Source organism: Paraburkholderia terricola (assembly GCF_900142195.1).
Lineage (GTDB): Bacteria > Pseudomonadota > Gammaproteobacteria > Burkholderiales > Burkholderiaceae > Paraburkholderia > Paraburkholderia terricola.
Window position 1 is genome coordinate 60,373 of record NZ_FRAB01000008.1, and the last position, 12,007, is coordinate 72,379.

12 protein-coding genes are annotated in these 12,007 nt (G+C 68.1%); 11 read left to right on the forward strand and 1 reads right to left on the reverse strand.

What is annotated here, in order from left to right:
- Positions 1–20: 20 nt before the first annotated feature.
- The 10 genes from sctU (at position 21) to BUE39_RS09255 (ending at position 9,766) form a co-directional block, all read left to right on the forward strand.
- Positions 21–1,133 carry a type III secretion system export apparatus subunit SctU gene (gene sctU / locus BUE39_RS09205; protein ID WP_073428338.1) on the forward strand — a complete coding sequence of 371 codons (1,113 nt, stop codon included), beginning with the start codon at positions 21–23 and terminating at the stop codon, positions 1,131–1,133.
- Positions 1,117–3,201, forward strand: a complete 2,085-nt coding sequence (gene sctV, locus BUE39_RS09210) for a type III secretion system export apparatus subunit SctV (RefSeq protein WP_073428339.1) — start codon at positions 1,117–1,119, stop codon at positions 3,199–3,201. Before sctU ends, sctV begins: the two co-directional genes overlap by 17 nt.
- Before the next feature lie 20 nt (positions 3,202–3,221).
- Positions 3,222–3,893, forward strand: coding sequence for a type III secretion system protein SctP (gene sctP / locus BUE39_RS09215; RefSeq protein ID WP_073428340.1), 672 nt, complete (start codon positions 3,222–3,224; stop codon positions 3,891–3,893).
- Positions 3,890–5,206 (forward strand): type III secretion system cytoplasmic ring protein SctQ, encoded by a 1,317-nt coding sequence (gene sctQ / locus BUE39_RS09220; RefSeq protein ID WP_227470540.1) that lies wholly within the window; start codon positions 3,890–3,892, stop codon positions 5,204–5,206. The genes sctP and sctQ overlap by 4 nt, the downstream gene beginning before the upstream one ends.
- Complete coding sequence (sctR, locus tag BUE39_RS09225; protein ID WP_073428341.1) at positions 5,190–5,840, forward strand: type III secretion system export apparatus subunit SctR; 651 nt, start codon at positions 5,190–5,192, stop codon at positions 5,838–5,840. The genes sctQ and sctR overlap by 17 nt, the downstream gene beginning before the upstream one ends.
- Positions 5,841–5,883: 43 nt before the next feature.
- Entirely contained in the window at positions 5,884–6,147 is a 264-nt protein-coding gene (gene sctS / locus BUE39_RS09230; protein ID WP_073428342.1) for a type III secretion system export apparatus subunit SctS, read from the forward strand.
- A complete protein-coding gene (locus BUE39_RS09235; protein WP_073428343.1) occupies positions 6,144–7,043 on the forward strand; it encodes a hypothetical protein in 900 nt (299 codons plus the stop codon). The genes sctS and BUE39_RS09235 overlap by 4 nt, the downstream gene beginning before the upstream one ends.
- Before the next feature lie 333 nt (positions 7,044–7,376).
- Positions 7,377–8,627 (forward strand): secretion protein, encoded by a 1,251-nt coding sequence (locus BUE39_RS09245; protein ID WP_073428345.1) that lies wholly within the window; start codon positions 7,377–7,379, stop codon positions 8,625–8,627.
- Between the two features lie 18 nt (positions 8,628–8,645).
- Positions 8,646–8,888 carry a type III secretion protein gene (locus tag BUE39_RS09250; protein ID WP_073428482.1) on the forward strand — a complete coding sequence of 81 codons (243 nt, stop codon included), beginning with the start codon at positions 8,646–8,648 and terminating at the stop codon, positions 8,886–8,888.
- Between the two features lie 410 nt (positions 8,889–9,298).
- Positions 9,299–9,766 carry a CesT family type III secretion system chaperone gene (locus BUE39_RS09255; RefSeq protein WP_073428346.1) on the forward strand — a complete coding sequence of 156 codons (468 nt, stop codon included), beginning with the start codon at positions 9,299–9,301 and terminating at the stop codon, positions 9,764–9,766.
- Between the two features lie 357 nt (positions 9,767–10,123).
- Here BUE39_RS09255 and BUE39_RS09260 read toward each other — a convergent pair whose 3' ends face one another.
- Positions 10,124–10,603 (reverse strand): hypothetical protein, encoded by a 480-nt coding sequence (locus BUE39_RS09260; RefSeq protein WP_143031920.1) that lies wholly within the window; start codon positions 10,601–10,603, stop codon positions 10,124–10,126.
- A gap of 558 nt (positions 10,604–11,161) precedes the next feature.
- Here BUE39_RS09260 and BUE39_RS09270 point away from each other — a divergent pair.
- The gene (locus BUE39_RS09270) at positions 11,162–11,776 is read left to right on the forward strand and encodes a GNAT family N-acetyltransferase (RefSeq protein WP_073428349.1); all 615 of its coding nucleotides are present in this window, start codon (positions 11,162–11,164) and stop codon (positions 11,774–11,776) included.
- Positions 11,777–12,007: the final 231 nt, after the last annotated feature.

Genomic DNA, 12,007 nt, shown 5'->3' on the forward strand with positions numbered 1-12,007 from the left:
GGCCAACAGACCGGACCTCCATGAGCGAACAGAAGACCGAACAGCCTACCGACAAACGGCTGCGCGACGCCCGCAAGGACGGCCAGATATCGAAAAGCACCGATCTGGTCGAGGCGGCGACGATGGCCGTGGTGATCGGTCTGCTCGCGCTCGCGTCGGCGAGCTTCGCCGGCGCGTTGCGCGCGATCGTGATCACCGCGCTCGATTTCGTGCCCGGCCGCCACGACGAGCCGCTGATGTTCGGCCGGCTCTTCGAGCTAGGCAAGGAGGCGCTCGTCATCGTCGTGCCGTGCGCCGGCGCGGCGGCGCTGGCGGCGATCGCCGCGCTGCTTCCGCAGGTCGGCTTCCAGGTCGCGACCAAACCCGTCGTGCCCGATCTGAACCACGCGAGCCCGATCGAGGGCGTCAAGCGGATCTTCTCGTGGCGCACGCTGATCGACCTCGCGAAGATGATGATCAAGGCGGCCGTGATCGGCGTCGTGATGTGGGTGACGATCCGCTGGATGCTGCCGCTCATCGTCGGCTCGCTGTATCAGCCGCTGCCGGAACTGTCGAAGCTGTTCTGGGCGTTGCTGGTGAAGCTCTTCATCGTCGCGGCCGCGGTGTTCGTCGTGATCGGCGTGGTGGACGTCAAGCTTCAGCGCGCGCTTTTCATGCGCAAGATGCGGATGTCCAAGGTCGAGGTGAAGCGCGAGCGCAAGCAGATGGACGGCGATCCGAAGATCAAGGCGGAACGCCGCAAGCTCGCGCGCGAATTCGCGACCACGGCGGCGCCGCAGCAGCGGGTCGGCTTCGCCAACGCGCTGATCGTCAATCCCACGCATTACGCGGTCGCGATCCGCTATGCGCCCGACGAACATCCGCTGCCGCTCGTGATCGCGCGCGGCATGGACGAAAGCGCCGCGCAACTGCGGCGCTTCGCGCGCGAGGCGAACGTGCCGATCATCGGCAATCCGCCGGTGGCGCGCGCGCTCTACAAGGTCGGCGTCGACGAGCCGATTCCCGACGAACTGTTCGAGACCGTCGCCGCGATCCTGCGCTGGGTCGATGCGATCGGCGCACGGCGTGACGACGGCGGCGGCCACGACACGCAGCGCGCCGACATGGAGAATCGCGATGTTCAAGGCACTTAAGCTACCGGCAGGCGGTGAGATCGGCATCGCGATGCTGGTGGTCGCGATCATCTCGCTGATGATCCTGCCGCTGCCGCCGTTTCTCATCGATTTACTGCTCGCCATCAACATCACGATCAGCGTCACGCTGCTGATGGTGACCATGTACGTGCCGAACGTCGTATCGCTCTCGGTGTTTCCCTCGCTGCTGCTGTTCACCACGCTGTACCGCCTGTCGCTGAACATCGCGTCGACCAAGTCGATCCTGCTTCACGCCGACGCGGGCAACATCATCGAGAGTTTCGGCGAACTGGTGGTGGGCGGCAATCTGGTGGTCGGCATGGTGGTGTTCGTGATCATTACGACCGTGCAGTTCATCGTGATCGCGAAGGGTTCGGAACGGGTCGCCGAAGTCGGCGCGCGCTTCACCCTCGACGCGTTGCCCGGCAAGCAGATGAGCATCGACGCCGACTTGCGCGCGAATCTGCTCTCGCCTGAAGAAGCGCGCCGCAAGCGCGCGACGCTCGCGGTCGAGAGCCAGTTGCACGGCGGCATGGACGGCGCGATGAAGTTCGTCAAGGGCGACGCGGTGGCCGGGCTCATCATCACGCTGATCAACATCATCGCCGGCATCGCGGTCGGCATCGCGTATCACGACATGAGCGCGGGCGAAGCCGCCAACCGCTTCTCGATCCTGTCGGTCGGCGACGCGATGGTCTCGCAGATTCCGTCGCTGCTGCTTTCCGTCGCCGCGGGCGTGATGATCACGCGCGTGTCCGACGAGCGCGACGCGCGGCCGCTCTCGCTCGGCGACGAGATCGGCCGGCAGTTGTCGGCCAGCGCGCGCGCCCTCTACTTCGCGAGCCTGCTGCTGCTCGGCTTCGCCGCCGTACCCGGCTTTCCGTCGATGCTGTTCCTGCTGCTCGCCGCGATTCTCGCGTTCTCCGGCTATCGGCTGGGCAAACGTCAGCCGGCCGCGACCTCGCATGCGGGCGAGGCCGTCAGCGCGATGCAACGCGCCGGCTCGAAAGCCGACACGCCCGCGATCCTCACGCGCGCGCCGCAGTTCGCCTGCCCGCTCGGCGTGCGGATTTCGCCGGACCTCGTCGCGCGCCTGTCGAGCGCGGCGCTCGAGCGTTCGTTCGAAGCGGAGCGCGCCCGTCTGCAACAGGTGTTGGGCCTGCCGTTTCCCGGCATCACGATGTGGACGTGCGACACGCTGCCCGCCTCCAGTTGCGAACTGCTGATGCACGACGTGCCGTACTGCGCGATCGAACTGCCGCCGGGCAAGGTGATGCTGCCCGACCCGGCGCTGACGGGCACGCACGAACCGATGCCCGCCGAACTCGCGGCGCTCGCCGAGCGCGGCGAGAAACGGCGCGGGCTCGACGGCGGCGCGGGGCCGACCTGGTGGATCGACGAAAAGACGCTGCCGCCGAAGATGTCCGCGTGGCGCGCGGAGCAGGTGATCGCGCATGCGTCGGTGGCGATGCTGCGCCGGCACGCGTCGCTCTTTCTCGGCATCCAGGAGGTGCAATGGATTCTCGACCAGCAGAACGCCGAGTATCCGGGCCTCGTCGCCGAAGTGCAGAAAGTGCTGCCGCCGCAGCGCATCGCCGACGTGCTGCGCCGGCTGCTCGAAGAACAGATCTCGATTCGCAACGTGCGCAACATTCTCGAAAGTCTCGTGGTGTGGGGCGCGAAAGAGAAGGACATGCTGATGCTCACCGAGTACGTGCGCGGCGACCTCGCGCGCTTTCTCGCGCATCGCGCGGCGGCGGGAAGCCGGCAACTGCCCGCGGTGCTGCTGGATCTGCCGGTCGAGCAGCACATCCGCCAGGCGATCAAGCAGACGCCCACCGGCAATTTCCTCGCGCTGCCGCCCGACGAAGTCGGCTTCCTGATCGACCGGATCCAGTCGTTCGTCGGCGACACCCCGCGCGAAGGCGTCGCGCTCGTCACGTCGATGGACATTCGCCGCTACGTGCGGCGCATGATCGAGGCGCGGCTCGGCTGGCTGTCGGTCTACTCGTATCAGGAACTCGGCGACCATGTCGAACTGCAGCCGCTCGGCCGCGTGACCATCTAGCGCGAACGGCCCACACGCACATGGCGATCATCGAACCGCGTCCGCTGCGCATCATTCCGTCCGCCGCCGATACGCATCCGGCCGCGGATGCGGCGCGCGCGCGCCGCTTCGATTACGCGGCGCTGGTGCGGCGCGGGCGCGCGCAACGGCCGCCCGCCGAGGCCGGTGAAAGCGCCGGGTCCGCGCCCGCCGATGCCTCGGGCAGCGAGGCGGACAGCCGCCGCGCCCAGGCCGGCTGGCTCGCGGATGGACAGGACGACGAGGCCCAGGCCGAAGCGCAGGCGAGCGCTGACGACACCAGCGCGCCCGACGCCGGCGCACTCGCCCACGAAGCGTTGCTGCGCCGGCTGCCGGGCGCCACGCTACCGGCCATCGACGCGCTGTTTCGCACCCAGGGCCATTTTCTCGAACTCGCGCGTTCGCTGGCGCGCGAAGTCGCGGGCTTCTGCGGCGACCCCGCCGTCGCGGACGCCGGCAACTGGGAGGTACGCATGCCGCTCGATAGCCGCATCCTGCCGGACACGACGCTGTATCTGTCTCTTTCGCGTTTCCTGTTGTCGCTTCGGTTCGACACGGGCGGCATCGAGACCCGGCAGCTACTCTTCGACCACAGTGCCATGCTCGAACGCGAGCTGGACTCGCTTCTACGCGCGTGGGGCACGCCCCGCGATATCGAACTGACGGTGTGGTGAGCGCACCGTTTTCCAGGCCGACGCTGGCCGTCACTTCCGCCGACCGCTGCATGGATTATTCGATCGTCGAAATGCCGGGCGCCGACGTTGCCGGAGCGCAACCCGCGGATGCCGCTCATGGCGCTCATCGCGCAAACACCGCCGCCGCGCCGATCACCGCGTTGCCGATCCGCGCGGTGCCGCCGCTCGCGGCGCGCGCCGCGCGGCTCGTGTGCAACGCGCGGACCGCGCAGCTTCTCGGGCATGCGGCGGGCGTCAACGAATGGCAGGCGACGGTCGATGTCTCGCCCTCTCAGGCTCACGCGCGCTTCGAGCAGCCCGGCACGCTCGAACTCGCGCATCCGTCCGGCGAGATCCGGGTCGTGTTCGACCTTGCCGCGCATCCGGCGCTCGAGATCGCCGCGTCTCCGGCCGGCCAGGGTCCGGCCGTGCCCGGCGACACCGCCCGCGCGCTGCGCGCCGCGGTGGCCGGCGTGCTGCTCGATCCGTTGCTGCAGCGGCTCGCGTCGCTCGGGCTGACAGGCGTGCATGTCGCGCAACTGGTGCGAGGCGAGCCGCGCGAGGCCGCCTCCGCCGAGGTCGCCGCGATCGATCTGACGCTCACTTTCGACGGCCGGCCTTACGCGGCCCGCGTTCTGCTTGGCCGCGCGTTGCTCGACACGCTCGAAGCCTTGCATGCGACGCGCGGCGCGGCGCTCGCCGCCGCGACACGCGCGTTGGCGAGCTCGTCCGAACGTTCCGCGGGTCTTGCCGGCAGCCTCATACCGGGAAGGCTGATACTCGGCCGGCGGCGGCTGCCGGTCGACACGCTGCGCGCGCTCGCCCCCGGCGACGTGCTGCTGCGCTCGCTCGCCGGCACGCTGCGCACGGTGCTCGCCCGCGCCGGCGAGGGCGCGAGGGAAGCCGCCACCGGCATCGTGGCCTGGGGCACCCCCGGCCTGATGCGGGTCCATGCACCGGTCAGCATCGACGGTCTCACGCTATCCATCACGAAGGAGCCCACCATGACCGATGAGCTGGATCCCGTTCGTCCGGACGATCTGCTTGCGCCCGATCAACACGCCAACGCGATCGAAATCGGCGAACTCGATCTACCCGTCCAGTTCGAAGTGGATACCGTGGCGCTGCCGCTCTCGCAGCTCTACGCGTTGCGCCCCGGCTATGTGCTCGAACTGCCGACGCCGGTGGCCGACGCGCAGCTCAAGCTCGTCACGCACGGCCAGACGATCGGCTACGGCGAACTCGTCACGGTCGGCGATCACCTCGGCATCCGGATTCTGCGCATGGCGCACGGCGATGGTCCAGTTCAGTGACTTCACGGGCCTGCTGATCGTCATCATCGCGATCAGCCTCGTGCCCTTCGTCGCGATGGTGGTGACCTCCTACGCCAAGATCGTCGTGGTGCTCGGCCTGCTGCGCAATGCGCTCGGCGTGCAGCAGGTGCCGCCGAACATGGTGTTGAACGGCATCGCGATTCTGGTGTCGCTGTACGTGATGGCGCCCGTCGGCATGCAGGCGATGCAGTCGATGCAGGGCCAGCCGGTGGCCGGGCAGCCGACCCAGGCGCTGATCCAGGTGTTCAGCGCCGCGCGCGAGCCGTTCCGCGTGTTCCTGCAGAAGCACACGAACGAGCGCGAGAAGCGCTTTTTCATGCGCTCGGCGAACGTGGTGTGGCCGAAGGAGAACGCGGCCAGCCTGCATGAAAACGACCTGATCGTGCTCGCGCCCGCCTTCACGCTCACCGAACTGACCGACGCCTTCAAGATCGGCTTTCTGCTTTACATCGCGTTCATCGTGATCGACCTGATCATCGCCAACGTGTTGCTCGCGATGGGCCTCAACCAGGTGACGCCGACCAACGTGGCGATCCCGTTCAAGCTGCTGCTGTTCGTCGTGATGGACGGCTGGTCGACGTTGATTCACGGCCTCGTGATGACCTACCGCTAGCGCGGCATCGCACTTATCGCACTGACTCGCGGAAACTGCTCGCATGGATATCGACACGCTTGTTCGCTTCACGACCCAGGGCATGCTGCTGTGCATGTACGTGTCGCTGCCGATCGTGATCGTCGCGGCGCTGGTGGGTCTGGCCGTGTCGTTTCTGCAGGCGATCACGTCGATGCAGGATCAGACGCTGTCGCATGGCGTGAAGCTGATCGCCGTGACGATCGCGATCGTGATCGCCGCGCCGTTCTCGGCGGCCGCCATCCTGCACTTCGCCAACGAAATCATGCACACGGCGGTGCCGCAATGACGCGGATCTCCACGCCGTCCCCCGCGCCGGCGGACCAGCCCGAACTCGCGCGCGAACAGGCCCGCAACGATGCCGGCGCACGCGCCGGCGCGCAGTTCGCCGCGCTGTATCGCGGCACGACCCGCTTCGCCTATGCACGCACGCGCAGCGCGAGCGCGCGCCGCGCGTTGCTCGCGCGGAAGCTCCGCATGGCGGTGCCGCGGCCCCTCGTGGCCGCGGGCGAACCGGCGCGCGGCGCGGGTGCGGGAGGCAGTGGCCGGATCACGCGCGATGGCGGCGGAGGAAGCGGCGGACAGTCACAGCATGGGCACGATGGTGGCGACAGCAGCGGTAACGGCAACGGTAGCGGACACGGCGGCACGGCATCGTCGCGCGGCGAGGTCGGCATACGCAGCAGCGGCAAGACCGAAGTGCCGCTGCCCCGGCGCGGCGCGTTGCAGACGTTTGCCGCGTCGCAGCCGCCCGATGCCGATCTGTCGCAAACATTGCCGAAGCTGTGGTGCGACGCGTTGCTCGCGTTGCGCGACGAGCTTGCGGCCAATCCCGAAGCGCGGATCGATGCGCGTGTGCATGAGCGCTTCATCGATCTGCTTACCGTGCGGCGGCAGTTGGGCGGGGCCGACGCGGCTAGCGGCAGCGACGGCGACCTGGGCGCGTGGCGTCAGCGTCTGATCGACGCCAGCTCGGCGCGGGCGCAGCCGCCGAAGACGATGTCCGCTGCGGGAGCGACGCCAGGAGAACCCGGACGCGTCGGGCGTCTGAACCTGCTGATGCTGCCGCTGCTGCTGATGTACAGCCGGCCGGCGACGCCCGCGATGCGCGAGCGCGCGCTCAACCTTCGCACGCTTCAGCGCGGCGCGGCCGTCGCGGCGGGTGCGGCGGACAAATCGCGCTGACGATACGCCGCGCAGTTTCGCATTCCCGTTACGCGCTTCACATTGCGCGCGAGGCCATCGTGCCGCACGCGTCGCTGCCGGCCGGTCGATCCATCGCGCTTCACATTGCGCGCGAGGTCATCGTGCCGCACGCGTCGCGGCCGGTGCGCCCGACCCATCGCGCTGACGCCGACGTCGACGCCGACGCCGACATGAGGCCAACCGTGACGCCGCGCAGTTTCGCATTCCTGGTACCCGCTTCGCATTGCGTGCTTGCCCGTCATGTCGGACCGCTAGAGTAGGTGTCGATCGGCGCCCCATGCGCGCCGCCCCTTCTCGATCTACAGGCGCTCCATGACGAAGCTGCTGCGAATCCTGACTGGCACGCATGCCGGCGCGGAATTGCGCCTCGGTATCGGCACGCACCGGATCGGCGCGGACGACGATGCCGACATCCGCATCTCCGACTGGCGCGGCGACGACGTGCTGCTGGGCCTCGACGAAGGCGGCATCGTCACCGCGCGCCGCCTGACCCCGGTCACGGTGGAGGCGGACGACGCGGCGAACGCGCGGCAAGGCGAACCGGCCGATCTCGACGAGGAACCGGGCACGGTCATCCTGATCGAGTTCGTGCCGATGCAGTTCGGCGACACGGTGTTGTGCGTGGGCTCGACCGACGCGGCCTGGCCGAGCGACCTCGATTTGCTGTCGACGCTGCTCGTCAAGCCGGACGAAACGCGGCGCGCCGCCGAGCGCTCGCGGCGCCGCAAGATGACCGGCATCGTCTCCGCCTGCGCGATGCTGGGCGGGGTGATCGTGATCGGCTGCGTGCTGCTGACCACCGTGGTGAGCCGCGCGGCCCTGCCGCACGATGCCGGCGATCTCGCGCAGCGTGTGAACGTGGCGCTGCGCGCGGCGCATATGAAGGAACTGAACGCGCAGGCGCGCGGCTCGACGGTGAGCGTCACCGGAATGGTCGCCACGCCCGAGGAAGACACGCAAGTGCGCAAGCTGTTGATGCGGATTTCGTCGACCGGCATCGTGCGGCGCTACGACATCGCGCAGAACGACGTGCGCAACATGGAGGATTCGCTCGCCATGCCGGGCGTGAAGGTCGCCTATGTGGGCCGCGGCGCGTTCGAGATTTCAGGCAAGGTCGCCAATCCGCGCGATGTCGAGAGCGCGCTGTCGCGCATGCGCCGCGATCTCGGCGAGAACGTCAAGGATCTGCGCGTGCGCGTCGTGCAATCCGAGGACGGCATGCCGTTGCCGACGGCCTTCTCGCTCGTGATGTCGTCCGACGATGTGCGCTACGCCGAAACGCCCGATGGCGTGAAGCATATCTACACGACGCCGGAAGCGGCCGCCGCGGCCTCCGGTCCTGAAGCGGCGGCGTCGGCCCCGGCCACCGAGATGTCCGCCGCTGATACACCCGCCGCTGCCGCCACCGACACGCCCGCCGCTGCCGCGGCGGCATCGGGCACGCCCGTCGTCATCACCACGGGCGCGGCGCGCGGCGTGATGCAACCCGTCGAAGACATCGCCGCCGAGCCGCCCGCGCCGGCGCAGGCCAGGACCACGGCGTATCTGCCATTACCGAAGTGAGGTTCCGAGATGACCAACATGTATGCGCCGCTCGAAGCGTGCGCCACCGATTTCAACGATCTGCAGAAGACGCTCGCGGACCCCGACGGCGGTCCGCGGCTCGCCGCGATCCGCGAGGCGCTGGAGGCCACGGCGAAGAACGTCGGCGAAACGAACGGCGCGACCGAACTGGATCGCAACAATCTCGCGAAGCTGTACCGTGGCCTGCTCGCAGCGAGCAGGATCGTCGCGCAGCTCGCGGACAAACGCGGCGCGGCGTGACGCGCGCGGCACCTGGCTAGCCCTGTCAGGCGGCATCCGCGCCGCGAGGCAGAGCAGCATTTTCAACCTGAGAGTGAGGAGGTCTTATGGCTGTCGCAGGCACAATCGGAGCCATGCAGGGGATGGCGGCACAAGGGAGCGCCGGAGCCTTGGGCGCGGCCCAGGCGACGTTGCAACTGTCGCTGGCTGGCGCATTGGCGAACGTCGTGAAAGGGATGGGCCAGGCGGTCCAGAGCGGTACGGGACACTGACGGGCGTTCTTTCGGCTCGACAGCGTTCGACACCCTCGGCATCGTCGGGGTGTGCTCATCCCGCCTTACCGGCCGGCCCGCGGAGCACCGCGCGCGCCGGCCGTTTTCATCGCGCGCGCCGGTCATGCCGGCCGCCCCTCCCTTTGCCCGCACCCGCCCTTGGATACCAACGACACGTCCGAACGCTATGCGCAACTGATCCGCGACCTGTGCGCGACCGTGGGTCTCGCGGACGCCGAGCATGTGCTGCGCACGCGCTCGATCGAAGTGGAAGGCTTCGACGTGCGGCTTGAATACTTCGAGAACGATCTGGAGGCCATGTACGCCAACTTCCACTACGGCACCGTGACGGCGGGCCGCACGCTGGTCGTGTTCCGGCTGATGCTGGAGGCGAATCTGCTGATCTACGCGCAGGACCAGGCGCAACTCGGACTCGATACGGATACGGGCGGGATCGTGCTGGTGCTGCGCGTGCCGATGACCTATGACGTCGACGGCAATACGCTGGCCGATCTGCTCGCCCACTACGCGGAGCATGGGCGGTACTGGCGGCAAAGCATCATCGAGTCGACGGATGAGATGTTCGAAGGCATCGTCGCCGGCGAGTTTGTCTGGCTGCGGGCTTGAAGGGATGATGCGTGCGGTTGCGGTTGCGGGTGCGGGCGCGGGAATGACGGTGATGTGGATGAGGCGTCGCGGCAATGCGGATGGCCGCGCATTGTCGGATGCCGCGGGCATGCGTGGATGAGCTTGTGTTTCTCGGCGGTCGACGGGCCGGGTAGGCGGCAATGCGGATGTGCCGCGATCATCAGATGACGCGGGCATGCGTGGGTGTGCTTGTGTTTCTCGGCGGGCGCCGGCCAGGCAGGCGGCCACGCGAATGGCCGCGGTCATCAGATGCCGCGGCCATACATTGGTGTGCTTGTATTTCTCTGCGGTTGCCGGGCCGGGTGGGCCCGGGCGCGTCGACGGCGTTAGGGATCGTTAGTGCGTCGCACCGTGAATCGTTTCGCCGGCACGTTGCATCACGCTAGCCAGCGCCATGAGGTGCTGGTGCTGGTCGAGTGCGTTGGCCGGGTTGAGACCGGGGTCGAGCATCGGCCCCGCGAGTTGCGGCTGCACATCCGAAGACGGCACCGGCAACGGCACGCGGCGCTGCGTGACCAGGACATCGCGCAGAGCGTCATTCGGCAGGTTATCGCCGGCTTTCACGGCCGCCTGGTTGATCAGCGATTTCTTCGACATCGGCACCGGCAGTCTGTCGCCGTCCGTTGCCGTGCTGAACGCGCCGGGTTTGCGTGCGGCGCCGAGGCCGCGCAACGCGGCGAGTTCGCCGCGCAGCGCGACGGCGGTCGGCGTGACGGGAACGACGGCACTGTCCGCGCCCGTGCGCGCATTGTCGTTCGTGCTGTCGACGCGGCCGACGCTCCCTACGGGCAGCGCGGTGATGGCTTGGGTGCTCACGATTGGACTCTCCATCTCTCCATCATTTCGGCGCGGCAACGAACCCATGCCGCGGATGTCACCACGTTAGCGTTGTGCGTCGGCACGCGGCGAGCGCGGCACGAAGTCGCGACAGGTGATGCGAAGCACGCCGGGACGGTTTGAGGGATACGCGAATCGGTGGGACGCGTGTCGCGCGCCCCGCTCGGCGCCACCGACCGCACTCGACTCACTCGGCTCACTCGACCTCATTCGCCACACTCGACTCATTCGCCACACTCGACTCACTCGGCTCACTCGGCTCACTCGACCTCATTCGCCACACTCAACCTCATTCGCCTCATTCGCCACACTCGCCTCACTCGACTCACTCGCCTCACTCGCCTCACTCGCCTCACTCGACTCACTCGACTCACTCGACCTCACTTGATTCACTCGCCGCGTTCGACCGCGCTCGTGCAACGCCAACCCGCACGTTCGCACTAGCACGTTCGCATTAGCACATGCCGCTTCGCGGCAATCCGCTCAGCACGCCCGCCGGCGCTGACAATGGCTCGATCCGATGCATGGAGGCGACCCATGTCGACATTCCGCTTTCCCGGCCTGATCGAGTCGGACGAGTTGCTGATGCGGCCGCCCGAGCCACGCGACGCGCAAGCCCTGTTCGACGACATGCTGAGCGACGTCGCCACGACACGCGACCTGAGTTTCGCGCGCCACACGCAACTCGACGAGACCCTCGCGTTCATCGACGAAGCGCAGGAAGGCTGGCGTACCGGCACGCTCATCCGCTGGGTGCTCGAAGACCGCGCCAGCGGCCGTCTCACCGGCCTCATCGAACTGCGGCCGCATCCGCCGCGCGTCGAACTCGGCGTCGTCATCAGCCGGCGCGGCGGCGCGCGGCGGCGGCGCGCCGGCCTGTATGCGCTGCGCAAGCTGCTCAAGTGGCTGATCGCGCAGCCGCCGTTCCTGCGCATCTTCGCGTACTGCGCCGTCGACGGCGATGCGCACAGCAGCATGGAGCGGCTCGGCTTCACGCTCGAAGCGAAGCTGAGGAACCACGAATGCCGCCCGAATCTGGGGCTCATCGCCGCCGACAGCTACCTCTATGCGATGACCCGTCCGCTGCATCCGCCGTCCGACACGCCAGCGATCCGCTGGCTCGAAGAGCACACGAGTCTCGAAACGATCTGAGGCGGCAACGCGCGGCTGGAGGTGACAATTGCCGGCCTGCTGACCCCTCACCCCGCTCACCACAACCGAGCGCTCGCCCCAGCGCTTCGCATTTCAGCGCATGCATTCGGGTTGCCTCACACCCGGCGAAAATCGCCGGCCCGCTGCCCCCTCATCCCAGCACGCCGCGACGAACTGCTCACCCGAGCGCTTCGCATTTCAGCGCATGCATTCGGGCTGCCTCGCCCCGGC